The organism is Paenibacillus sp. VMFN-D1 (assembly GCF_003386155.1).
In the GTDB taxonomy this organism is placed as follows: domain Bacteria; phylum Bacillota; class Bacilli; order Paenibacillales; family Paenibacillaceae; genus Paenibacillus_AQ; species Paenibacillus_AQ favisporus.
This window is the reverse complement of the sequence record NZ_QRDU01000001.1, coordinates 141,413-166,459: the sequence shown is the minus strand read 5'-3', so window position 1 is coordinate 166,459 and position 25,047 is coordinate 141,413. Positions and strand designations below refer to the sequence as shown.

Here is a 25,047-nt window from a genome sequence, read left to right as displayed (position 1 = left end):
CTGGATCGATCGTTCTATATGTAAGATTATCAAGTTCCACTACGCCTGAATAGTACGCACTTTTTTGTATGGTCCGATCATTTTTGTAAGGTAGGATACTTTTTGATACTGGATTATGGGAGTCATCAAAGGCCATCGGCGAGAAAAAGAAAAAGGCCCGTGACGTTAAACGCCACGAGCCTTCGGACTATCAATCATTACTTTATCTACTCAAACTCACCGCTTCCTATGTCAATTAGACAAAAGCATCGGTGTTTCCTGCGCTGCAAGCTATTGCTTGGATTTATAAAATTCATGGTACAGCTTCATCAGGGCACGCTTCTCGATCCGCGACACGTAGCTGCGGCTGATACCCAGCTCCCTGGCAATTTCGCGTTGCGTCCGTTCTTCTCCGCCGTGCTCCAGGCCGAAGCGGCCTTTGATGACCTCCTGCTCGCGCTCATCGAGAATGTCCAGGTTCCGGTAAATTTTGCTCTTCTCGATCTTGAGCTGGACCATGTCGGCCACGTCGTCCGCTTCACTGCCCAAAATATCAATCAACGTGATTTCATTTCCCTCTTTATCGGTTCCGATCGGATCGTGCAGGGAAACGTCCTTCCTCGTTTTCTTCAAGGAACGCAAATGCATCAGGATTTCATTTTCGATGCAGCGGGCTGCGAACGTGGCCAGCTTCGTGCCTTTATTTGCCTGAAAGCTCTCAATAGCTTTGATGAGCCCGATGGTACCGATCGAGATCAGATCCTCCAGATCCTCGCCGGTATTATCGAATTTTTTCACAATGTGCGCCACCAGCCGCAGATTATGCTCGATCAGCATATTGCGGGCGTGGGCGTCTCCTTCCGCCATCAATTGAAGGTACTTACTTTCCTCTTTCTCTGTCAGCGGCTGCGGAAAGGCGTTGTTTTTGACGTACGATACCAGCAGCGTTAATTCTTTAATGAAAAGGGCGATAAAGCTGAAAAGTCCGGGCAAAGATGACACCTCCTGCTGAATGACTGGGCACCGCGAAAACATGGCTGCTGCTTCCTGCTGTTAGGCTGCGGTCTGTTCATTCTATGTGGGCGAAGGCCCATCTGTGCCTGTACGTATAAAGAAAATCCTGCCGCTTTAAGCCTCCCTTGCATGCGAGGATATGTCCCCGGCGGCGCCCTCTGCGGCTTCGCGCAGCTTCTCGAGGGTAAACCGCTGGACAAAGCGGCGGTAGGACTCCTTCCTTTTTCCATGTTCCTGAAACTGGGCAATGAGCCGGGTGACGGCCGGAATCAGCTGTTCCGCCTGAAGTCCCGTCAAGAGCAGCTTGGCCAATTCAGCCTTGATCCCTTTCGGCTCACCTCCGACATAGAGATCGTAGCTGTCTTTCATCTTGACAACGGCGATATCCTTCAACAGCGGTTCGCTCGTTCCGAGTGCGCAGCCGGCGTACCCGATCCTCAGCGGACTCGGTACCGCTATGCCCGCGATCGCCAAATCCAGAGCTCTCGCCACATCCAAACCGGCCTCTTCCGCTCCGCGGCAAAATTGGCAGGCGATCAGGCTCTTGGTCACAAAACCCGCCGGGTGAATTTGAAGCCCGGCGGCCTTGAGTTCCTGCTGAACCTCACTCAGACGTTCTTCTTCTGCCGTGACGTACAGCTGTTTGAAGCCGGTCATTTCCACGTCGACGACTCTGTCGGCAATGCCGCCGATCGCTGCAAGCTGTTTCGGGGAGAACACGGTTCCCCCGACCCCGAAGCCGGGGGTAACCGCAAATTTGCGCTGACCCAACCTTCCTCACTCCTTATCGCTTCGATGAATATACCTGGTACCTGGTGACAGCCGGCAGCAGATTACGGCACGTCCACGACGAAGGGAACGGTAATGACACGTCCGTCGCGCTGGAACTGCCCCCATATTTTATAGATGCCGGCGTGCGGGAAGGTCGTCATAAACTCGGCCTTTGGCCCGGAGCCTTTTTCATCCATCGGATGGACATGCAGATACTGCTCCGCATCTTCAGACAGGATGACCACGTGTCCGACGGCGCCCAGGTACGGCTGCAGATCGGTGACCGGTGCGCCGGTCCCGGCATCCTCGATCGTATACGTGAGCATCAGCTCCTGGTCTGCCGCAAGTCGGTCAAAATCCAGGGTCACCCGCAGTCGGTCCACCGTTTTGACCCGCTCTCCGTCCGGCTTCACGGGAGCAGCCGGCAGCAGTGCACCCTTGACCTGCAGCCACGCCGATTTATTCATCGCGCCTCCGCCTTCCGGAACAAAGTCGGCGATGAGCTTGTAATCTCCCCCTGCGGGGAAGCGGTTGTTCACTTCAAACACGCCGCCGCCCTGGTACTCCGGATGAATATGGTGAAAGTATGACAGATCTTTGCTGACGATAATGAGATGCTCTTTTTGTTCATGCGTCGTCTCGAAGGATTCAATCGCCTTGCCGTCATGCGTAAATGCCATGGTGATCTTCGTATCTACGCCGGCTTCCGGCGCTTGGCCATCTGCGTACGTCCAGCTGACGTTCACGTCCTTATCCTGAAGCCCTCCTGTTTGGCCGCCGCCGTGGTTATGCGTACTACCTTCTGCGCCGTTCGTCTTTGCCGGCCCATGGGCCGAGTGATGATCATGCGACATGTTCATTTGTTCTCCATCTCCTTTTATCGCTTTTGTTTCGGACTCGCAGGCGGTCAGCACCGCGAGTCCGAGCAGTGCGGCGAGTCCCAATGAACGTTTCATGCGGTCCGCTCTCCTTTCGGGTTCGTTTGCAGTTTCATCCGCTGCAGTCTAAGTGCGTTCAGGACGACCGAGACCGAACTGAGCGCCATCGCCGCCCCTGCTATCCAGGGAGCGAGCAGCCCGAGGGCCGCGACCGGGATGCCCAGCGTGTTGTAGCCAAGCGCCCAGAACAGGTTTTGGCGGATATTGCGCATCGTTTTCCGGCTCATTTCGATGGAATCGGCAATGCTGTTCAAATCGCCGCGCATCAGCGTCACGTCCGCCGCTTCCATGGCGACGTCCGTCCCTGTTCCGATGGCCATGCCGATGTCGGCTTGCGCCAAGGCCGGTGCATCGTTGATGCCGTCGCCGACCATCGCTACTTTTTTGCCAAGCGACTGCAGCTTTTTGACTTCGGCGGCTTTCCCTTCCGGCAGAACCTCCGCAAGCACCTCGTCAATGCCCGCCTGCCGGGCGATCGCTTGGGCGGTGCGTTCATTGTCACCGGTGATCATGACCACTTGAATGCCTAAGCCCCTCAACCGGCCGACCGCCGCCTTGGAGCTTTCCTTGATCGTATCCGCAACGGCGATCAATCCGGCGTACTGGCCGTCTACTGCGACGAGCATCGCCGTTTTGCCCTCTTCCTCCAGCTTCGTCATGCTGCTCTCGGCATCCCGGGCAAGGATGCCATGCTTCTCCATCAGCTTGCGGGTTCCGGCGAGCACCTCACGGCCGTCCACGACGGCCCGGATGCCGTAACCCGGGATCGCCTCGAATTCCCCGGCTTCGGTAAGCGCAATGCCGCGGGCCTTGATGCCGTCTACGATGGCCTCAGCGAGCGGATGCTCCGAAGGCTTCTCCGCCGAGCCGGCCAACCGCAGAAACTCGCGCTCATTCATCGATGCGGTGAGCACATCGGTCAGCTCCGGCTTCCCTTTCGTGACCGTGCCCGTTTTGTCCAGGATGACCGTATTGATGCGGTGCGTCGACTCCAGATACTCGCCGCCCTTAAACAGGACGCCCAGCTCGGCGGCGCGGCCCGACCCGGCCATAATCGACGTCGGTGTCGCGAGTCCGAGGGCACATGGGCAGGCGATAACCAGAACCGCAATTGCCTTCTCCAACGCACCGGCAAAGTCATACGGGGCAACCCAAAAGTACCAGACGACGAACGTCAGGAGGGCAATGCCGACCACGATCGGGACGAAGATGCCGGAGATGACGTCGGCTACCCGCTGGATCGGCGCCTTCGAGCCCTGCGCTTCCTCCACCACTTTGATAATTTGCGCGAGGGCCGTGTCCCGGCCGACCTTCGTCGCCTGAATTTTGAGCCGCCCATTTTTGTTGACGGTCGCTCCGAATACGGAATCCCCGGCCTTTTTCTCAACCGGTATGCTCTCGCCGGTCAGCATCGATTCGTTGACGGCCGACGCCCCTTCGAGCACGAGTCCGTCCACCGGAATTTTTTCGCCCGGCTTCACAAGGACGATGTCCCCGGCCAGAACCTCTTCGACCGGAACGGTGAGCTCTTCACCGTTTCTGATGACGACGGCGTTCTTCGCCTGCAGCCCCATCAGCGTTTTGATCGCTTCGGACGTCCGTCCTTTCGCAAGCAGCTCGAACAGCTTACCCATAATGACCAGCGTGATCAGCACGGCGCTTGTTTCATAATACATTTCCGGGCCGTGATGAAGGCTCCCGCCTCCGGCAGCCCACTCGATGGTTAGATACAGGCTGTAAAAGTAGGCGGCCGACGTGCCCAGGCTGACCAGAACGTCCATGTTGGCGCTTTTGTTGCGGAGGGCGTTGAACGCTCCTTTATAGAACTGCCTTCCGATATAAAACTGTACCGGGGTGGCGAGTGCGAGCTGGAACCACGGGTTCATGAACAGCTCCGGCATCCAGATCCAGGACAGGAAGGAGAAGTGGCTGACCATGGACCACAGCAGCGGCAGAGACAGGAGAGCGGAGATCAGCAGCTTGCGCTTCTGCTGCGTGATTACCCGGCTGCGCTGCTCCGCCGGATCGGCGATCTGTTCCCGCTTGGGAGTCGCCTTGTATCCCAGCTTGTCGATCCGCTTCTCCATGTCACCCGCGTTGACTTCCAGCGGGTTAAATTCCACTCTGGCCGTCTCCATCGCAAAATTGACGTTCGCGCTCTTTACCCCAGGCATCTTGTTGAGCGTTTTTTCAATTTTGACCGCACAGGCCGCGCAGTACATCCCGGTAATATCCAGATCGACCACTTCTTTGGCCGTATCGTACCCCAGCTTCTTGACGGCTTCCTCCATATGATCCATGCTGGTCCGTTCCGGATCATACGTAACCGTGGCGCGCTCCATCGCAAAATTCACATTGGCCTCAGACACGCCATCCAGCTTTTTCAGCCCCTTCTCAATCCGGTTGGCACATGCGGCACAAGTCATGCCTGTGATCTGCAAAGACGCTTGCTCCTGCTGCTTCAGCTGCTCCTGCTCCCTACCGTAAGTTTCCATTGCAACGACACCCCGTTTCATTTATTCGTTAGGCGACCTCATAGCCTTGATCTTCAATGGCTTCCTTAATGGATTGAAGCGACAGCTTTCCGTTGTCATACGCGACCGTGACGGTCCCTTCGGCCAAGTTGACCTTGCCGTCCGCACCCAGCGCCTTCATCGCGCCTTCGATGGAATTGACGCAGTGCATGCAGGACATGCCGTTAACCTGTAATGTAACTTGGTTCATATATCATCTCTCCTCGGATCGTTTTAGTTGGAAGATGGTATTGGCATGAGCCCGAAGCATCGATCACCATCTCCTTGTCACAAAGTATACCCCCCTACCCTATAATAAGTCAACCTTTATTTTAGTGTACCCCCCTAATCTATATTTTTGCCTACAAAAAAAGGATTCTTTCGAATCCTTAGGTCATCCGAGCCGTATCCGATTATTTCATCAATTTATTAATCGTGATGAGCAGCTCATCTATTACTTCATTCTCCCCGTCTTGAATGCGTTCGATCAGGCAGCTCTTCATATGATGCTCGAGCAGCAGCTTGCTGACCCCGTTCAAAGCGGATTGGACCGACGAAATCTGGTTCAGCACGTCGTCGCAGTACGTATCCTTTTCGATTAAGCCTTTAATGCCGCGGATCTGCCCCTCGATCCGGTTCAAGCGGCTGATCAGGTTGTTTTTCGTTTTAGGGGAATGGTGGCTCTTCCGTTCGCCTGTTCCGCAAGACTCGTGCTTGACGGATTCTTCCATGGTCTCTTCCACACGCATCCATCCTTTCTTACTGGCTATCTCTATTGTACCATCCATTTCCCCGATTGATGAGTCCGGATCGTGCATCCGGTGCCTGACTTCGTAAAGAGCCTTGATCAGCCGGGCATCGAAAGCCCGCCGGACCTTCAGGGAATATGAATCTAGAAGCGGACAGCCCACACGCAGACCGGTTTGGACACTTCGACCGAATGGCCTGTATACGTTAATTTGCCGGTCTCCTGGTCTACGGTGAAGAGCGTCAGGTTATTCGTATCCCGGTTAGCCGCGATCACATGCTTACCGCCGGGAACGATAGAAAAATGGCGCGGGTGCTGGCCTTCCGTCGACACGTGCTGCACCGTTGTCAACTTGCCGGATTCCGGATCGACCGCATAGACGACAATGCTGTCGTGACCGCGGTTTGAGCCGTACAGGAACCGGCCGTCGGCAGAAATCGTAATTTCCGCGCAGCCGTTAGCCCCCGTCCACTCAGCAGGCAGCGTCGGCACGGTTTCCAGCGTCTCGAGCGTTCCGTGTTCCGCATCGTAGTGAAAGGCCGTAACCGTCGAATTCAATTCATTGATGACATACGCGAATTTTCCGTTCGGATGGAAAGTCAGATGGCGCGGGCCGGCGCCTTTCTCCACCCGGGCGTCGCTCACGGGCACAAGCTTGCCTTCGGCTTCGTCGATCCGGTATGTACGGATGAGATCCAGACCAAGGTCGCACGCGAGCAAAAAGCGCTGATCCGGGCTGTAGAACGAGGAATGCAGATGCGGAGCCACTTCGCTGTAGTCGCCTTGTCCTACGTGCTGCTGGATATCGAGCACGCTTCCCACTTTGCCGCCGGCGGCAAGTTCCACCAGGCTGATTGTACCTTTATGATAGCTGGTCAGCGTCAAATATTTGTTGTTTGCGCTCCGCTGAATGTGGCATGCCGGACCGTTCAGTGCGTACGCCCGGCTGGCTTCGGTCAGCTTGCCTGTTGCCGGATCGATCGTATAAGCTGCGGCGTCGCTCGTCTTCGTTCCGTCTTCGGCTGCCGTTTCACTGATCGCGTACAGCAGGTTTCCCGCCTGATCCACGTTCAGGAACGTCGGATTTTTGTTGCCGTCCACCTTGTCGAGCAGCGTCAACTCGCCTTTCCCTTCATTCAATTCGTATACATAGATTCCGTCGGATGCCGCTTCGGCATATGAACCGACGAACACCAGCATGCGATCGTTTGCTGTCATGATCACTTCGCCTCTCTCTTTGTGTTTGTATAAATGATTGTATCATTGTTAGTGGAATACGGCAAAAGGGGCTCAGCCTTCTTTTTCACCCATCCATAAGGGAAAAGGACGGATCATCGGGTCCATGGTGTAATTATCCTCGGGAAGGAACATAGTAATACGGTCGGTGTTATTGGCGGATGCGTGTACCGGGGATTGCTGCATCACTGGCGGATCTGTTCAAACGTCATACAGTCATTATGGTACGGGCGACATCATCCTTAAACATAAGGAAAATCAGGGATTCCAGCCGGACGTAAAAATCATTACGGCGCTTCGGATAGAGCCATCGAACGCAAACAAACCCAACATCAGGAGGCTGATCAAACCTATGAAATTAGCGGATCATACGATTCTCGTCAATGGGGGCGCGGCGGGCATCGGCAGGGGGGTCGTTATGGCTCTCGCCAAAGAAGGCGCCAAGGTCGCCTTTTTCGACAGCAGCGAAGAAAAGGGACGCATCACGGAGAAGGAGGTTAGCGAAAGGGCGGAATGCATGTTTGTGAAAGTCAACCTGCTCGATAAAGATGAGGTCGCTCATGGCTTCAAGCAGGTTATCGGAAGGTTCAAAACGCTCCACGGATTGGTGAATTGCGCGCAGGCTTCAAGGAACGTGCCCTTTCTGGATACGACTGAAGAAGAGCTCAGGCTGGCGCTGCATACAGGCTTTCTGCCCGCTTTTCATCTGATGAAATGGAGCTACCCCTATTTAAAAGAAACACAGGGCTCGATCGTGAACTTTGCGTCCGGAGCGGCGCTCGAAGGCATGTCCACGCAAACCTCCTACGCAGCCGCCAAGGAAGCCCTGCGCGGCATTTCCCGCGTGGCGGCCAAGGAATGGGGACCGGATCAGATCAATGTCAACATCGTCTGCCCGATCGCAGCCTCCGAAGGCGTGCTGGAATGGAAAGAGAAGATGCCCGAAGCTTACGAGAAAATGGTCAACAACATCCCTTTGCGGCGGCTTGGCGACTGCGAGCATGACGTCGGCCGGGTCGTCTGCTTCCTGCTAAGCAGGGACGCCAAATTTATTACCGGGCAAACCATTATGGTTGACGGCGGCACCATGATGCTGCGGTAGCGTTCAAGCTTGATGGGGAAGCAGCATCCCGCTGCGTGGATTGGCGGCTCCCGGGCACAGCTGTGTAAGCAAATCGCCTGCTTGCCCATTGAGTCGTGACGCCCTCCATAGCTTCAGATATACTTGGGAGCAAAGGAGTGAGATGATGAATTCACACATTCAGCTAGGACATGATGTCCCGGAAGCCGAGGAGTATAACAAGCTGCGGGTAAAGGCCGGCCTCAGCCCCAAGGACATCGAGGCCTCCCGCAGAGGACTTCAGGGCTCCCTCTTCATCGTGACCCTCCGCCTGGAAGGGAAACTGATCGGCATGGGCCGAGTCATCGGGGATGGCGGCTGCATGTACCACGTCGTGGACATCGCCGTTGATCCCGATCATCAAGGCCAGGGCCTGGGCAAGCGGATCATGGCCGAAATCACCGGCTACCTGGACCATAACGCTCCGTCCACCGCCTATGTCAGCCTGATCGCCGATGTTCCGGCTGACCGGCTGTACCGGCAGTTCGGCTTCGAGGAAACGGCGCCGGCATCGGTCGGCATGTACAGGCGTTTCTAGGGCGGAGCGGCCATCGTGGCAGTCTCGGCCATGGTCTTAGTCCACCTTGGCGCCGTAGGCCCGGGCTACGCCGACCGCCTGCTCCAGGTCGATCCGCACCCCGGTGAGGTCGATCGACCGGAAGTCAAAGCGGTCCAGCTTCGCGCCCCGGAGGTCCGCACCGTTCAATGCGGCCTTTGCCAGCCGGACGCCGCTCAAATCCGCCTCGCGGAGATCCGCTTTTTGCAGATTGCATTCGGACAAGTCCGCCTCTACAAAACGGATACCCCGCAGCTGCTGCTTGACAAGATTGGCGTGACGCAGGTTCGTGTACGACCAGTCCCCGCCCTGGATTGTGATGCCGTCCAGCGATGCGCCGGAGAAGTCGCTGCCCGTCATTTTACAATCCTCAAACTTGCTTACGAACAAATTGGCTCCCGCAAAGCGGCAGTTTGTAAACGCCGACCGGGCATGGACAGAAGCGTTCAGCGTCGCTCCCCCAAAGTCGCATTCGATAAACCGGCAGCCGGTCGTCCAGACCTCATCCAGCGCGGCTCCGCGAAAGCTGCACTGATGGAAGGTGCATCCCTTCAGCTCCCCTTCCTTCAGATCGGCTTGACCAAAGTCCACCTTTACGTATTCCTCATCTATGTACTGATACATCCGCTCATCCCCCACGTTTTATTCAATAACCCTTAATTTCGTTTAGACGGTTTATGTTCTATCCTATCAAACATATGTTCCTTTCTCAATTGTTGTGAAGCCTTATGGTGCACCATTCCGATGCCCTCCCCTGAAAAAAAACAAAAACAGAAGGCCCGGGTCATATCTCGGGTCTTCTGTTCTTTTCCCCTGCGTAACCATTGCTGGGAATGGTCTGCTTCTAATCCTCTGTACAGCGCTCTGAGGTGCTGCAGCCTACTTACAGTGTCACCCGAATATGCGGCTCATCACGGATCACCGTCTGGCCGGCCCATTCGAGGATGACTTTCAGGCCGCCGGGATTCGCGATGTCGGCATGCAGCCGGCCCGCCTCGGAGCGGAGCTCCAGGTCGATCACTGCCTGGCCGATATGCAGCTGCTGAAGCGTCATCTTTTTTCCGTCCCAGACGGACGGAATCAGTGGCGCAATGTGCACGGTGTTCAGATGCGCATGCGGCTTGACGCCGAAGAAGTGGCGGATCAGCGGAACGGCCATCGCATACAGCGTCCATGCCTGGACTGCGCAGCCATAATCCGGCGACATCTCGTTCATCGAGCCCGGCAGCGCCATCGAGAACGTGCGCATCATCCGCCGGAGCAGATCAAGCGACTCATCGGCAAAGCCGTATACCGCCTCTGCAACGGCGTGCACGCCCGTAGATATCGTCATCGTTTCGGTCCGGTATACCCCCGAGAGGTATGTGCCATACGGACCGATGAATTCCTCCGTTCTCATGTTGCCGAGAGCACGGAGAGCCTTCTCCCGCTCCGCGATCCCGGTTTCCATCGGGGTCACGATCACCCAGTTTTTGTTCAGCAGCCAGCCGCAGTCTTCCTGCTCATCCTGCACCCGGTTCAGCACCCGGTTCAGAACGTCCCGGTAACCCTGGACGCCGTGCTTCTCCGCAACGGACACCAGATGGTCGACCTTCGGCATAATGTCGCTCTTCGGAGCGACCGCATCGGCGTATAGGCCGTCCTCCTCGGACCAGTATACCCGGTTGACGGCTTTCTTCATCCGGTCCGCCAGCGCTTCGTACGCCTCCGCCCGCTGCCTTTCGCCCAGCGCCACGCTCATGCTGGCGAGAGCTCCGGCCGCCTGAGCCGAATACACCGCAGTATCGATCAATTCCATATTCAAGCCGGAAATTTCAATGATGCCGTAGCCGGATGGGAACAAATCGCCGTCCGGGTCCATTTCATGCAGCAGCCAATCCATACCCTGCACGCAAATGTTGTAGTTCTCTCTGAGCATCTCCAGGTCACCGGTCCAGGTGAACAGATCCCAGATCATCGTGATGAAGTGGGCGGTTTCCTGCGTATTCCCCGGGTTGGCAACCACGCCCATTGTCGTAATTTCGTGAACGATGCGTCCGTTACCGTTGGCTTCCTGCGAAATGCTTCTGAGGATATCTACCGTATCCTTGGCGAGCCGAAAATCCCCCACAGCGGCAAGTCCCTGCACCGTATAGGAGTTGTCGCAGCCGAACCACCACGGATAATGCGGGGAGCCCGCGGTCAGGCCGCGCCCGATAAAATCGACCTTTTGCACGAGCCACTGTGTATTCCATTTGGTCCAGGAGAAGATTTCATTCAGCTCGTCTTCTCCTTCGATGCTCAGCTTGGATTTCTGATCGATGCTCTCCAACAGGCGCAGCTTTTGTTCAAACAGCCGTTCATGCTCCTGCTTGAGACGGTCGAACGTGGCGATGCATTCGTCCCGGGATGTGTAAGAGCCCGCGATAAAGGCGTGAAAAACAAAGGTTTCGCCTGGCGCAAGCTTCAGAGAAGCGGTGAGCGAAGCCCCGGAACCGCCGCCTGCGGTCCGCTCCGGGCCGAACAGGGAACGGTCTGTGGTCATCTGGACCGATCCGATGCCGGGCATTTCAGCCCCCACCATCACGTACCATTCGCTGCCGCTGTCTTTGGCGATCAAGGCCGACTCCGACACCGCTTCAAACCGGTCCTCGTCTCCGTCCTCGATACCGATTTGCTCCGAGTACCACACCGGGCGAAGATCGGAGCGAAAAAGCATTTCCAGCTCCAGCACCGTTTCCTCTGCCGCATAGTTCACGATTTCGTACCGGACGACCATGCCCTTTTCTTCGTCAGGCGCAAACTGGACGCGCTTCATCGAGACCGGGATATGACCGAGGCCATGATCGTAACGGAATTCCGCGCCCCAAGGATGATTGATGAACTCGTCCGCCTTGGACCAGACGGAAATGTTCCGGCGGTGATCGGTCAGCCGGAGCCAGAAGCCGTCCAGCAGCTTGATAGGATGAAGCCATACTCCTCCCATTTCACCGGCAACATGATGTCCAAAGTCCGGGAAATAGCCGTCCTGCGTACCGACCGCCTTGATATATTCACCCGCCGTCAAATAAATCGGGAATGGATGCCTGCTGCTTTGCTTTATCATTCGGAATCTCCTCTTCTTCTTGGGTATTGGTCTTTCGCGAAGGCTAGCCCTTCATCGCGGACGAGAGGGAAATCCCCTCGATGAAATACTTCTGCAGGAAGAAAAACACGATGATCGCCGGCAGCATGATCAGCACGGTAGCGGCCATCAGCATGTTCCATTCGACGTTATAGAGTCCCTTGAACATGGACAGCCCCAGGGCCAGCGTATATTTTTCGTTCGAATTCAAATAAATCAGCGGACCCTGGAAATCGTTCCACACGCCCATAAAGGTAAAAATCGATACCGCGATGAGCGGCGGTTTGCTCAGCGGAAGCATGATCCGCGTAAAAATGCTCCACCGGTTAGCCCCGTCCATATACGCGGCTTCATCGAGGTCCCGGGGGATCCCACGCATAAACTGCCGGATCAAAAAGATGTTGAAGGCGCCCCCGCCAAAAAAGGACGGAACGATCAGCGGCAGGAACGTATCGACCCAGCCCGCCTCCTTGAACATGATGAACATCGGAATCATCGTCACCTGGCCCGGAAGCATCATCGTCGCCAGCAGCACGAGAAACAGCCAGCGCTTGCCCTTGAATTTGAACCGGGCGAAGCCGTATGCGCACAGGGCCGAGGTAAACACCGTTCCGATCATGACCGGAATCAGGATCAGCACCGTGTTTTTCAAGAACAGAAAAAACGGCACCGCGGTCACTGCGTCCCGGTAGTTCCCCCATTTCCACGTTTTGGGGAAGAACGAATCCTGAAAGACCTCGGCCGGTGTTTTCAGCGAGGTGGATACGGTCCAGAGCAGCGGCACCAGTACGATCGCAGCGCCCGCAGTCAGCAGCAGCAGCGTCAGAATCCGGGACAAACTCCATTTTCGAATTGCCGTATGCATACGCGATCCCTCCTTTTAATCCCGGTCGTCATCGCCGTTGTAGTACACCCACATGGAGGAGCTGCGGATGACAATCAGCGTGAAGAACAGGATGATCGCAAATAAAATCCAGGATAAAGCCGAAGCATAGCCCATTTCGTAGTTCACGAACGCCTTGTTATATAAATACAGGTTGTAGAACAGCGTTGAGTTGAGCGGCCCGCCATTAGTCATGACAAAGGCCTGGGTGAAGTACTGAAAGCCCCCGATGATCCCCATGATCAAATTGAAAAAAATCGTCGGGGAAATCATCGGCATCGTCACGCTGAAAAAGCGGCGGATGCTTCCCGCACCGTCCAATTGCGCCGCCTCATGGAGCTCCTCGGGAACGCCCTGCAGCCCGGACAGGTAAATGATGATTGTGTTGCCGACGCCCCAGATGCCCATGACGATCAGCGCCCCAAGCGCATAGCTCGGATCCTGCAGCCAGGCCGGCCCCTGAATGCCGAACCACCCCAGCGCCCGGTTCAATATGCCGTATTCCGGATTGAAAATCATGATCCACATCATCGACACGGCGACGGCCGGAATGACCGACGGCATGAAGTAGATCAGGCGGAACAGCTTCATGCCCCGGGTCCGCATGTTCAGCAGCAGCGCGATGAGAAGAGAGACAATCTGATATAAAGGGACGGAAACGAGGGCAAAGATGAAGGTGACTTTCAGCGACTGGTAGAACAGCTCATCGTGAAAAATCGCCTTGAAGTTGTCCAGGCCGACGAATTCGATCGATCCGATGCCGGTAATGATGTCCCACTTGCTGAAGGACAGGACAAACGAGAAAAGCATCGGACCCAGCGTAAACAGCAGCAGGCCCAGAAACCAAGGAAGAATAAACAGGTATCCCGCCCTTTCCGATCGTGAATTCCGCATAAAGTAACCTCCTTGATGGTACGGATGGCCGCCCGGCTGATGCAGCACGGGCTGTTGCATCCGGATGTTCGACGAAGGAGGAAGCCATGAATCGGGGACTCATGGCTTCCAGTGTCATCCTTACTTCGCGATCTTGCTGTCCACATTTTTGGCCGCCTCATCCAGGGCGTCCTTCACCGTGGATTTATTCAGCAGCACCTTTTCAACCGCCTTATTGAATTCCTCCGTAAAGGTCGGCGCATTCGCTGAACGCATGGAAATCGGCTTTTTGGCATAATCCATCATTTCGATGACCGGTTTGTCGACCACTTCCGTGCTCTTGACCTGATCCAGCTCCGCAACGGTAGCCGGAAGCACCTGGCCCTTTTCGGAGCGGGCCTTTTGCGCCTCGGTGCCGGACAGCCATTTCATCAGCTCATACGCTTCCTTCTTGTGCTTGCCGTTTGCGTTCATCGCCCAGCCGGCGGCGGCAATAATGCTTGCGCGTTCTCCGCTTGCCCCTTTCGGGATCAATGCCGAACCGTACTGCACGTCGGATTTGTCGAGATCGCCCTTGACCCAACGTCCGGTAATCATCATGGCCAGCTTGTCGGTCATGAACATCGACGAGTCCCCTCCCAGCGTCTCGGTGTCCTGCGGCGTCGGGGATACGCGGTCGTCACCCTGTGCCAGCGCCACGTATTTTTCCATGGCTGCCACCGTCTTCTCGCTGTTCATGAAGCCTTCCGCTTTCGTGCCGTCTTCATTGCCGATGTCGGTTCCGTTCAGCCACAGGTATATGTAAATCGGATATTCCCATTTGGTTGCGTTAAAGCCGAATTCCTTGATTTTGCCGCTGCCGTCCTTCTGGGTCAGCTTCTTGGCCGCGCTGATCATGTCGTCCCAGGTCCAGTCGTCGGTCGGATAAGGGATCTTGGCGGCGTCGAACATGCGCTTGTTGTACCATAAAGCGAGCGGATTGAAGTCTTTCGGAAGGTAGTACAGCTTGCCGCCGATTTTGCCCATGTTCAGCAGATCCTGCTGGAACATATCCGTCTTGAAGGAGCTGTCCTGGCTGATGTACTCATCCAGAGGCTCCACCACGCCCTTGTCGACGTATTTGAAATAATCCCCTTCACCGATCAAAAAGACGTCCGGTGCCTGCCCCGCCGCCAGTGAAGTCGTCAGCTTCGTGGCATAGCCGTCTCCCGGAACCGGTTCAAACGTAACCTTGATGCCCGGGTGGGATGCATTGAACTCGTCGGCCAGCTTTTTCTCTACCGAATCGGCCGACAGTTCTCCCCAGGTCGTAAATTTAAGCTCAACCACCTTGCCGGACCCGCCGCCATCAGAGGAACCGCCCCCCTGGGCGCTGTCGTTCCCTTTGGAACCCGAGCCGGATGAGCAGGCGCTCAGGATGACGCTGAACAGCAGAACAAACGCTACACTTGCAGACCATTTTTTCATTGGATAGACCTCCCTGTTTTTTCGCTGGAAACGATGAAAGCCGTGCAACCCAATCACCTAAAAAATGAGTATTGATGCGGTCCCAAATCGATTTCGGAACCTTGAAAAAAATATTCACCCTCCCTGCAGGTTGGCCTGTCGGCTCCTGGTTGGCATGAAGGTGAAATGCATTCGTACACTTGATTCGAAATCGATTTCGATCTCCGTAAAAAAATATGAAAATTTGAAAGCGCTTCCGTGCAAATTATAGCATCGACGTCGTTTCTCTGTCAACCACCTGAAATGGAATTTTCAAATGTTTTCCGGTGCCGTTGTGCTCCAGCAGATGAATGACCTGCTCGAATGCCGTCATAGCCATCCGCTTAAAATCCTGCCTCACTGTGGTGAGCTTGGGTGAAGTGTAGCTGGAGAGCACGATATCGTCAAACCCGATCACGGACAGCTGCTCCGGTATGCGGACGTTCAGCTCGCGGCAGCGGTTCATGAAACCGATCGCCATCAGATCGCTTGCGAAGAAAACGGCCGTCACGTCCGGGTGATCCTGCAAATAGGACTCTGCCGAACCATAGGCATACTCCTCCGTATAATCGCCGTTAACGACCAGCGCTGGATCGAATTCGATGCCGTTTGCTTTCAATGCCTGTTGGTACCCCTTCAAACGCTCGTTGCTGACCACGGCAAAATTATGGCCGTTGACCATGCCGATCCGGCGGTGTCCCAGATCGACCAGATGCTGGATGGCCGCCTGGGCCGCCCCGACGTTATCCGTCATCACCGAACTGGTGTGGCTTCCCGTAATGTCAGCGTCGATCACGACGCACGGAAAATTACTGTCCACGATTTCCTGAAAATACGGATCGGTCGTCTTCAGTCCCGTTATGACCGCGCCCGATACCTTGTGCTCCTTGCAGAACTGCCAATAGGACTTGTCCTGCTGCTCCGACAGGTTCCGTGTGTACAGCAGCACCTCGTAATTGTAATGCGACGCCGCCTCGAAAATCCCTGTCATCATCTGAAACAGCACGCCGTCCTTGCCGCTCGAACCCTCAAAATTGGAGAAGATCAGCGCGATCGATTTCGTGACCTTTTGCTTTAGATTTTTGGCCAGCATGTTAGGGGAGTAATTCAGCTCCTCGACCGCCTTCAGCACCTTCTTCCGCGTCTCCTCGCTCACGTCCGAATACCCGTTCAGCGCCTTGGAGACGACCGTCGTCGATACGTTGGCATGCTTGGCCACATCCTTGATCGTTGCCATGTTTCTCTCACCTCCCGTCCCGGCTTAATATTTTCATATTAAAGCATAGAGCCGGGATCATGTCAAAATACGGCAATTCGGACGTTCCATTTTTGACTCGCACATTCCCCATATCCACAAATCCGCTTTTACAGTATAATTATTCCAGCATTATTACGCTTTTATGAACAAGGACCCTGGGTCCGGAAGCCTTACGGCATCGAACAAAAGACAGGGGGCATACCATGTACAAAGTATTCATCGTCGACGATGAAGCGGTTGTCCGCGACGGGCTGAAGCGAACGATCGGCTGGCAGGAGCTCGGCTTCGAGCTGATCGGCGATTATGCCAACGGCCGCGAGGCGCTGGAGGCGATCGATCTGAACATGCCGGATCTCATCATTTCGGACATCTCCATGCCGTTTATGGACGGTCTTGCGCTGACGGCCGCTGCAGGCTCCAAATATCCGCATATCAAAATGATCATCCTGACCGGTTACGACGAGTTCGAATACGCGCAGCAGGCCATTCGCCTCAAGGTTTCCGATTTTATTTTGAAACCGATTACTGCCCAGGAAATCCGCGAGCTGCTTCTGAAGGTCAAGGCAGAGATGGACGAAGAGACCCGCAGGCGCGAGGATTTCAGCCGGCTCTACAGCCAGCTAAAGCAGAGCCTGCCTCTCCTGAAGGAGCGCTTCCTGGAGCGGCTCGTCGTTACCGGGATGAAAGCGGAGGAAGCACAGGAGCGCTTCCGCTATTTCGGCCTGACACCGCTGGCTTCGCCATGCCTGGCCATGGTGGCTGATATCGACGATTTCGGCTCCCGCCCCCTGCAAAGGGAGAGCGGGCAGGACACGGAAATTCTACGCTACGCCGCTTACAACCTGTTCGAGGAAATCGCCCTCCGTGAGGACCTGCTGCTGTTCCGCACACGCGAGGAGCGCATCGCCCTGATCGTCTCGGACGGCGCCGAGGATACCGATGTGTACGAAAAGGCGTTCCGGGTGGCCGAAGAAGCCCGCTTCTACATTCACAAATATTTAAAGTTCACCGTTACCATCGGCGTCGGACAAGCTGTACAGGCAGTGCAGCAGCTTCCCGCATCGTACACAAGCGCCCTTTCCGCGCTGGATTACCGCTTTTTGCTCGGCAAAAACCGGGTGATCAGCCTGCTGGACATGGAGAGCCGGCCTGCCCTCGCCGAGACGCTCCGCCCGGATTGGGACCGCCAATTGGCATCCGCCGTCAAGACCGGCTCCCTGGAGGAAATCCGCCAGCTGATTCGGGAATTCGTCTGCGACCTGAAACAGGGCATGGCACCGATGGATTCGTGCATTTTTCACATCCAAAAGGTCATCCTTTCCCTCATGAACACCATTCAGGAGCTGGGCTTGCACGAACCACGCTCGATCCTGCTGACCGACGTCTACAAATACAAAACGCTCGACGAAATCGAAGCCTGGCTCACGCAGACGGTCACCTCCGTCATGAACGCCGTTGCCGAAAACCGCCATCATTTGACCCGTATGCAGATCCGCAAGGCCGTCGACTACATTGAGACGCATTATGCCGACGAAGACATCTCGCTGCAGCACCTGTGCCGCCACGTCCTGATGAGCACCAGCTACTTCAGCCTCGTCTTCAAGCAGCATACAGGCGAAACCTTCGTCGAGTACCTGACCCGGACCCGAATGGACAAAGCCAAGGAGCTGCTGGCACACACCGGACTCAAATTTTACGAAATCGCCGGTCAGGTCGGCTACAATGACCCGAACTATTTCAGCATCCTTTTCAAAAAGCATGCGGGCATGACGCCGCGGGAATTCCGCGACAGGCAGGCCAAGGAGCACCCGCAGCCATGACCAGACAGCGCGCCTCCCTCCTTCCTTTTTTGCCGTTTAAAAGCATTCAGTCGAGCATCTTTTTCACCTTCTCCTGCCTGATCCTGATTACCGTCCTGGTCATCAGCCTGAACAGCTACAACCTGTCGGTCGCCGCGATGGAGACCAATTCGGAGAGCTACGTCCAGGAAATCATCACGCAGGTCAACTCCAACATCCAGTCTTACATCGACAACATGGAAAATATCAGCCTCTTGGCCATGACCAACAAAGACGTCAAGTATTACATCTCCAACAACACGTTTATCAGCACAAGCGACCGGCGGCCGTACGAAAAACGCATCTCCGACCTGTTCCAGGCCATCCTGTACTCGCGCAAGGACATCTCGGCCATCATGGTGTTCGGCTATAACGGCCATTACGTGTCCGACCGCCGGATTACCCTGCTCAACCCGAACACCAAGCTGGAGGACCAGTCCTGGTACAAGGGAGCAAAGAGCAAGGGCGGACAATCCGTCATTTCGCCGCCTCACGTGCAGAACGTCATCCAGAACGAATACCGGTGGGTCGTCTCCCTCAGCCGCGAATTGAAGAGCACGGACGGGATCCGGGGCGAGGGTATTTTTCTCGTGGACCTGAACCTGAGCATCATCAACGATATTTGCAGCAAAATTAACCTGGGTAAAAAGGGCTACGTGTTTATCGTCGACCAGAACGGGAACATCATTTACCACCCGCAGCAGCAGCTGATCTACAGCAACCTGCGCACGGAGCAGATCGCCAAGGTCACCGGTGCCAAGAGCGGTACCTCCTTCACGATCAACGACGACAAGGGCAAGCGCGTCTACTCGGTTCATGACACGAACTTCGGTTGGAAAATCGTCGGCGTGGCCTACGCGGACGACCTGATCGCGAACGAAGGCACGATCCGCAGGTCCATCCTGCTGTACGCCATCATGGGCATCCTCTTCTCCCTGCTGCTGTCGCTCGTGCTGTCATACCGCATGTCCAAGCCGATCCGCATTCTGCAGCGGGATATGAAAAAGGTCGAGCGCGGCAACTTCAATATCCGCACGAAGATCGACCAGCCGAACGAAATCGGCCAGCTCGGACGGTCGTTTAATCTGATGCTGGCCCAGATCAAGAACCTGATGCAGGAAATCATCCACAACCAGGAGAACAAACGAAAAAGCGAGCTGATGCTGCTCCAATCGCAGATCAATCCGCATTTCCTGTACAACACGCTCGATTCGATCGTATGGATGGGCGAGCAAAAGAAGCACGAGGAAGTCGTCCTGATGACTTCGGCTTTGGCCAAACTGTTCCGCGCCAGCATTACGAAGGACAAGGAGCTGGTGCCGATCAAGGTGGAGGTCGAGCATATCACCAATTACCTGCTTATACAGAAGATGAGGTACAACGAGCAGCTGGAATACGACATCGACGTGCCGGAGGAAATCAGAGGTTTCATGACGCTCAAAATTTTGCTGCAGCCCTTTGTGGAAAACGCCATTTATCACGGCATCCGCAACAAGCCCGAACCGGGAAAAATCGTCATAAGGGCCCGCGACCTGGGCCAGATGATCCAATTTGAAGTGGAGGACGACGGACTGGGCATGACGGAGGAGCAAATCGGGCAGATCTGGAACCCGCCGGAGGGCAAGACTTCCGGCCCGACGAAATCCGGCGGCATCGGGATTGCCAACGTCAACGAGCGCGTGAAGCTTTACTTCGGCGACGTCTACGGCATCCAAATCCGCAGCGAGCTGGAAGAAGGGACCTGCGTCACCATCACCATCCCCAAAATGAAGGAGTAGCACCCATGCGCATACAACGTGCCACGCTGCTGTTGGCCATCATTTTTGTCATATCCTGCGTCTACATCATCCTATACTTCAAGCTGTTTATTCCGACGCCCCCTCAGGAGCGAAGCGTGACGGTGATCCTCAAGGAGCACAACATCCGCTCCGAATTCTGGCAGACGGTGAGCGCCGGGGCCGAAGCGGCCGCCAAGGAGGCCGGGGCCAGCATCAGCATCACCGGCCCGCTGCAGGAGACGGACGCCGAGTCGCAGCTCCAGCTGCTGAAGGGCGTCCTCAAGCAGAAGCCGCAGGCCGTCGTCGTCGCCCCGATCAACGACGACCGCATCATGGACGAGCTCAAGAACATCCAGGATGAGGACATCCCGCTCGTCATTATCGATACGCCACTCAGCCTGAAATCGCCGCCGGCCTTCGTGTCGAACGATCATGTCACTGCCGGCGTCCAGGCCGGCAAAGTGGCGCTGGAGCAGACCGGCGGTTCGCTAAGGGCGGTGATCATCAGCGATTTCGTGACGTCCGGCGTATCGGCCGAGCGGGAAAAGGGCATCCGCCAAGCGCTTGAGGCCTCGTCCTCGGCGATCTATGGCACGTTTTACTGCTCCGATTCCGAGGATCGTTCGTACCTGATCGCCAAGACGCTGATCCGGGACCACCGCGACATGAACGCCATCATCGCGCTGAACGAATCCGCGGCCCTCGGCGCCGCCAAAGCGGTCAAGGAAGCCCATCGGACCGGGCTTGTCCAGCTGATCGGCTTCGACACGTCCGCCAGTGAAATCCGGCTGCTCGAGGAAGGCACCCTGAACGCGACCGTCGTGCAGCAGCCTTTTAACATCGGATATTTGGGCGTACAGACCGTGCTCGACCTCATCAACGGCAAAAAGGTCAAGCCGGAAACCTACACCAATTCGATCGTCGTCACCAAGGCCAACATGTATTCCCCGGAAAATCAGAAACTCCTCTTTCCATTTATCGATAAATAAACAATAACCATCGAAAGGTGCGAGAGCCGATGACTTCCCGTTTTCTGGCCCGGCTTGCCGGGATCTCCCTCTGCCTGCTGGGCATTCCGGCGCTCCTTCTCTCCTGCTCCGGCCCGCAAGATGCCAAACCGGTGATGAAGCCGCAGGAGGAGCAGACTGCGCTCATCAATTTTGTCGCCTCCGAGTACAGCTCGGAGACGCGGCCCCTGCTCGAAAGCCTGGTGCAGGACTTCATGCTGAAGAACCCGTCGATCGTCATCAATTTGCAGGTGGCCAACTGGGACATCCTCGACGGCATCTATACTACGATGATCAGTAAAAATCAGCCGCCGGACCTGCTGAACACGAACGTGTACACACATTTTGCGAAGGACGGCCTCCTGAACGACATGGACGAGATCATTTCGCCGGAGCTGAAGCGGAAATTTTATCCGGACCTGATGAAGCTCGACCAGTGGGACAGCAAGCAGTATGCCATTCCGTACGTTTCGTCCACCCGGAATATGTATTACAATCGGGACCTGTTCGAGGCGGCTGGCATATCCGCAGCACCGGCCACCTGGTCGGAGCTGAAAAAGGACGCCCTCAAAATCAAAAACACCGGCAAGGCCCACGGCTTCGGCGTCGATTTGAGCGATAACGAAATCCAGGCCTATCTCTCTTATTTCTTCCTGGGGGCAGGCGGCGGATGGTTCCGTGACGGGAAATGGACGATCAATTCGCCGGAAAACGTCGAGGGCCTGGCCTTTCTGAAGAACCTGTACGACGAAGGATTAACCGATCCCGAGCCGACCGTCACCACCCGGGACGAGAAGCAGCGCATTGTTGGGGACGGAAAACTGGGGATGATGATTTCGGGCAATTATTTCGGCACCGTCATGCCGAGGGAGTTCCCGAATCTGAAGTGGGGCACCGGCCCTATTCCCGTCAAGGACGGCCGCAAGCCGCTCCTGTTCGGCGTGCATGATAACCTGGTCTCGTTCAAAACAGACCATACCAACAAGGAGGCGCTCTCCGCGTTCCTGGATTATCTGTATTCCAGCCCGGTGTATGAGGAAATCATCGCGCAGGAAGGCTTCCTGCCCGTGACGGAGGAGGCCGGAGCCAAGCTGTCGGCAGCGGATCCCATGGTGAAGCAGCGTCTGGCGGAGCTGCGGAAATCCAGCTTTTATCCGATCCAGCAGCCGGAATGGCAGTCGATCATGGATACCGCTCGGAAAATGGGCGACGCGGTCCTGCACGACCACGTCTCGCCGAAGGAGGCGCTGGACGAGCTGCAGCGTTACGCCGAGAAGGTGCAGAAGGAGGTCCATGGATCGTAGTAAGGGGAAGGCGGCAGCGGCGCAGCAGCACTGCGACGGGGACGCTCCACAACCTCACATTTTCCCGCCTCATCCCAAGTAGAAGATTATCCCTCCTTTTTTCCCCACGAACAGAAAATAACAAAGAATTCATGGAAGATATTCAATAGAGCCTCTCCCCCCGAATCCTTATGATGGTTTTAGGCGCTGTAATCCAAAATAGACAACCACTATGGCGTTGCACCATCACTTAAGGAGGGTTAGCTTTTATGATGTTCAAGAGACATTTGGCGGCACTCAGCCTTGCGGCTTTGATGATCGTCGCCCCGCTGGCCGGATGCGGCTCCAAGGACTCGTCCACTTCGACGAAAACCGAAGACGCGTCCTCCTCAACGACCGCCACAACGACCAACACCGATTCCAGCTCGAACACGACGACCGATGACAGCACCAAAAAACTGACCGGAGACTTTGAAATCCAGTACTTCGTCGGCGGCTACGGCGACAAGTGGTGGAAAAAGGTCATCGCCGACTTTAAAGCGGCCAACCCCGATTTGAACGTTAAAGAAAGCGGCGGGCCGAAAATCAACGACCAGATGAAGCCCCGCTGGGTCGGCGGCAATCCGCCGGACTTCGTGTATATTGACGGACCGAACCTGAACGACCGCCAAATGGTGGAGGACGGCCAGCTGGAGGACCTGACGGATTGGATGAAGGACGCCACGAACATCGACGGCACCAAAATCAGCGACATTCTGGCGCAGCCGCCGCAGCTGTTTGACGGCAAGGTCTACGACATCCCGCTCGTTTTGAACTCCTGGGGCGTGTTCTGGGACAAAGCCCTCTTCCAGGAAAAAGGCTGGGAAGAGCCCAAAGACTGGCAGGCCTTCTTGGCCGTCAGCGACAAAATCAAAGCAGCGGGCGTGACTCCGTTTATCCATACCGGCAAATATCCGTACTACATCAACGGTGCGATTTTGTACCCAGCGATCGTATCCGCCAACAACAACGATATTTCCATTCTGCAGGACATGGCCGATTCCAAAGTGGAAGCCTTTCAGCAGCCCGCCGTGCTGACCGCACTGAACAAAATCGTCGAGCTTCGCGACAAAGGCTTTATCGACAAAGCCTCCATCCAGATCAACCATACGGATTCGCAAATGCTGTTCCTGCAGCACAAAGACGCCTTCATCCCGAACGGCCTCTGGCTGCCAAACGAAATGGCCAAAGACGTCCCGGGCGGATTCTCCTTCGGCTTCATTCCATCAGTGACGCAGGATTCAGGCGGCAAAGTCGTCGCCAACACTTCCACCGCCAACGTGGCGATCGCCAAGAACGCCAAAAACAAGGAAGCGGCCAAAGCATTCCTTCAGTTCATCTTCTCCGAAGCCCAGGCTTCGCAGTGGGCCGAGCTGAGCGGCGCTCCGTCCAACATCAAAGGCGACATCAGCAGCTCCAGCGCGCCAAGCCATGTTAAAGATGCAGCGCGGTATTTAACCGATTCCAACACTGTCGTCGTTCCGTCCATTACCTTTAACGCGGACGTGGATAAGGCGATGCAGGATGCCACGGATGCCTTGACCATCGGCAAAATCACGCCGGAAGAGTGGGTACAGCGCGTCGTGGACGTCGCCAAGAAAGTGAAAAAATAATGCGATAGACCGGCAGGAAACGCGGAGGATGACGGGGATGAACGCTCTCTGTTATCCTCCGTACATTTTAGGTGAAAGGCAGGGAGAACGAAGATGAAATTGGGGACGAACGCCTGGCAGCGCAACCTGTTTATCGCAACCTTCATCATTCCCACGTTCCTGTTCTTCTGCGTGTTTACGGTATACCCCGTACTGCAGGCGATGTATTACTCGCTGTATGACTGGTCCGGCTCCTCGGACAATAAAACGTTTATCGGCCTGGACAATTTCAAGGAGATGCTTCACGACCCCATCATCTGGATCGGGATGGGCAACGACTATTTTCTCGTCGCGGGCAAAATTATCGGCATCATGATTCTGGCGACGTTTTTTGCGGTCGCTCTGACCCGCTTCAAATTTCGGCTCGCCAATTTCTTTCGCTCGATTTTTTTCATTCCGAACGTCATTTCCGTCGTCGTCATCGGCGTCCTCTGGAATTTTATCTATAATCCGCAAATCGGCTTTCTGAACTCCTTCCTGTCCTTGTTCACCAAAGACAAAGTGGACATTACGTGGCTCGGCTTCACCAGTCACACGATCTGGATGCTGCTTCCGCCCGCCATCTGGGCCGGCATCGGCTTCTATATGATTCTCCTGATCGCCGCGATTCAGGGGATACCGGAATCCTACTACGAGGCCTCAAGCCTTGAAGGCGCTGGCCAGTGGCATCAATTCCGCCATATCACGCTGCCGCTGATCTGGGAACAGATGAAGGTGTCCATCCTCAACATTATGATGACCACGCTCAACGGCTCTTTTGTCATCGTGATGATTATGACGAACGGCGGGCCGGACAACACCACCCAGGTCATGGGGTCCTACTTGTATCAAATGGCCTTCACGCAGTACCACTTTGGCTATGGTGCGGCCATTGGCGTGCTGATTCTGGTCTTATCGATGATCACGACGGTCATCCTGCAGCGGCTCATGCGCCAGGAAACGATCGAAATCAGCTGATTTTTCTAGGCACAGG

The 25,047-nt window shown here is 55.6% G+C and carries 21 protein-coding genes; 8 read left to right on the top strand and 13 right to left on the bottom strand.

Features of this window, described 5'->3' with window-relative positions:
* Window positions 1-270: 270 nt before the first annotated feature.
* The 7 genes from sigK to C7820_RS00735 form a co-directional block, all read right to left on the bottom strand.
* The gene (gene sigK, locus C7820_RS00765; RefSeq protein ID WP_076169711.1) at window positions 271-972 is read right to left on the bottom strand and encodes an RNA polymerase sporulation sigma factor SigK; all 702 of its coding nucleotides are present in this window, start codon (window positions 970-972) and stop codon (window positions 271-273) included.
* Window positions 973-1,107: 135 nt separating this feature from the next.
* On the bottom strand, window positions 1,108-1,764 hold the full coding sequence (locus C7820_RS00760) for an NAD(P)/FAD-dependent oxidoreductase (protein ID WP_116229441.1): 657 nt from the start codon (window positions 1,762-1,764) through the stop codon (window positions 1,108-1,110).
* A 62-nt stretch (window positions 1,765-1,826) separates the two neighbouring features.
* The gene (locus tag C7820_RS00755) at window positions 1,827-2,720 is read right to left on the bottom strand and encodes a hypothetical protein (RefSeq protein ID WP_116229440.1); all 894 of its coding nucleotides are present in this window, start codon (window positions 2,718-2,720) and stop codon (window positions 1,827-1,829) included.
* Window positions 2,717-5,197 (bottom strand): heavy metal translocating P-type ATPase, encoded by a 2,481-nt coding sequence (locus C7820_RS00750; protein WP_116229439.1) that lies wholly within the window; start codon window positions 5,195-5,197, stop codon window positions 2,717-2,719. The genes C7820_RS00755 and C7820_RS00750 overlap by 4 nt, the downstream gene beginning before the upstream one ends.
* A gap of 28 nt (window positions 5,198-5,225) precedes the next feature.
* Window positions 5,226-5,426, bottom strand: a complete 201-nt coding sequence (locus tag C7820_RS00745) for a cation transporter (RefSeq protein ID WP_116229438.1) — start codon at window positions 5,424-5,426, stop codon at window positions 5,226-5,228.
* A 202-nt stretch (window positions 5,427-5,628) separates the two neighbouring features.
* Window positions 5,629-5,946, bottom strand: a complete 318-nt coding sequence (locus tag C7820_RS00740; protein ID WP_089550326.1) for a metal-sensitive transcriptional regulator — start codon at window positions 5,944-5,946, stop codon at window positions 5,629-5,631.
* 161 nt (window positions 5,947-6,107) lie between these two features.
* Entirely contained in the window at window positions 6,108-7,181 is a 1,074-nt protein-coding gene (locus C7820_RS00735) for a lactonase family protein (RefSeq protein ID WP_116231570.1), read from the bottom strand.
* Between the two features lie 370 nt (window positions 7,182-7,551).
* Between C7820_RS00735 and C7820_RS00730 the strand changes: the two genes are divergently transcribed.
* Together C7820_RS00730 and C7820_RS00725 are read left to right on the top strand one after the other, a co-directional pair.
* Window positions 7,552-8,301 carry an SDR family NAD(P)-dependent oxidoreductase gene (locus C7820_RS00730; RefSeq protein WP_116229437.1) on the top strand — a complete coding sequence of 250 codons (750 nt, stop codon included), beginning with the start codon at window positions 7,552-7,554 and terminating at the stop codon, window positions 8,299-8,301.
* Window positions 8,302-8,446: 145 nt separating this feature from the next.
* Window positions 8,447-8,857, top strand: a complete 411-nt coding sequence (locus C7820_RS00725) for a GNAT family N-acetyltransferase (protein WP_116229436.1) — start codon at window positions 8,447-8,449, stop codon at window positions 8,855-8,857.
* Window positions 8,858-8,893: 36 nt separating this feature from the next.
* On the opposite strand, the gene C7820_RS00720 is transcribed toward C7820_RS00725, so the two are convergent.
* The 6 genes from C7820_RS00720 to C7820_RS00695 form a co-directional block, all read right to left on the bottom strand.
* Entirely contained in the window at window positions 8,894-9,499 is a 606-nt protein-coding gene (locus tag C7820_RS00720; RefSeq protein WP_076169703.1) for a pentapeptide repeat-containing protein, read from the bottom strand.
* Between the two features lie 259 nt (window positions 9,500-9,758).
* Window positions 9,759-11,960: an alpha-L-rhamnosidase-related protein gene (locus tag C7820_RS00715; RefSeq protein WP_116229435.1), complete on the bottom strand. Its 2,202-nt coding sequence runs from the start codon at window positions 11,958-11,960 to the stop codon at window positions 9,759-9,761.
* A 43-nt stretch (window positions 11,961-12,003) separates the two neighbouring features.
* The gene (locus C7820_RS00710; protein ID WP_076169701.1) at window positions 12,004-12,843 is read right to left on the bottom strand and encodes a carbohydrate ABC transporter permease; all 840 of its coding nucleotides are present in this window, start codon (window positions 12,841-12,843) and stop codon (window positions 12,004-12,006) included.
* Between the two features lie 15 nt (window positions 12,844-12,858).
* Complete coding sequence (locus C7820_RS00705; protein ID WP_076169700.1) at window positions 12,859-13,755, bottom strand: carbohydrate ABC transporter permease; 897 nt, start codon at window positions 13,753-13,755, stop codon at window positions 12,859-12,861.
* Between the two features lie 120 nt (window positions 13,756-13,875).
* Window positions 13,876-15,201: an ABC transporter substrate-binding protein gene (locus tag C7820_RS00700; RefSeq protein ID WP_116229434.1), complete on the bottom strand. Its 1,326-nt coding sequence runs from the start codon at window positions 15,199-15,201 to the stop codon at window positions 13,876-13,878.
* 244 nt (window positions 15,202-15,445) lie between these two features.
* Complete coding sequence (locus tag C7820_RS00695) at window positions 15,446-16,456, bottom strand: LacI family DNA-binding transcriptional regulator (protein ID WP_116229433.1); 1,011 nt, start codon at window positions 16,454-16,456, stop codon at window positions 15,446-15,448.
* 224 nt (window positions 16,457-16,680) lie between these two features.
* Between C7820_RS00695 and C7820_RS00690 the strand changes: the two genes are divergently transcribed.
* The 6 genes from C7820_RS00690 (at window position 16,681) to C7820_RS00665 (ending at window position 25,031) form a co-directional block, all read left to right on the top strand.
* Complete coding sequence (locus C7820_RS00690; RefSeq protein ID WP_116229432.1) at window positions 16,681-18,297, top strand: response regulator; 1,617 nt, start codon at window positions 16,681-16,683, stop codon at window positions 18,295-18,297.
* Window positions 18,294-20,093 carry a cache domain-containing sensor histidine kinase gene (locus tag C7820_RS00685; RefSeq protein ID WP_116229431.1) on the top strand — a complete coding sequence of 600 codons (1,800 nt, stop codon included), beginning with the start codon at window positions 18,294-18,296 and terminating at the stop codon, window positions 20,091-20,093. Before C7820_RS00690 ends, C7820_RS00685 begins: the two co-directional genes overlap by 4 nt.
* A gap of 5 nt (window positions 20,094-20,098) precedes the next feature.
* The gene (locus C7820_RS00680) at window positions 20,099-21,082 is read left to right on the top strand and encodes a substrate-binding domain-containing protein (RefSeq protein ID WP_116229430.1); all 984 of its coding nucleotides are present in this window, start codon (window positions 20,099-20,101) and stop codon (window positions 21,080-21,082) included.
* A gap of 29 nt (window positions 21,083-21,111) precedes the next feature.
* Entirely contained in the window at window positions 21,112-22,404 is a 1,293-nt protein-coding gene (locus tag C7820_RS00675) for an extracellular solute-binding protein (RefSeq protein ID WP_116229429.1), read from the top strand.
* 248 nt (window positions 22,405-22,652) lie between these two features.
* Window positions 22,653-24,035: an ABC transporter substrate-binding protein gene (locus C7820_RS00670; RefSeq protein ID WP_116229428.1), complete on the top strand. Its 1,383-nt coding sequence runs from the start codon at window positions 22,653-22,655 to the stop codon at window positions 24,033-24,035.
* Between the two features lie 93 nt (window positions 24,036-24,128).
* Window positions 24,129-25,031, top strand: a complete 903-nt coding sequence (locus C7820_RS00665; protein WP_105444443.1) for a carbohydrate ABC transporter permease — start codon at window positions 24,129-24,131, stop codon at window positions 25,029-25,031.
* Window positions 25,032-25,047 lie beyond the last annotated feature (16 nt).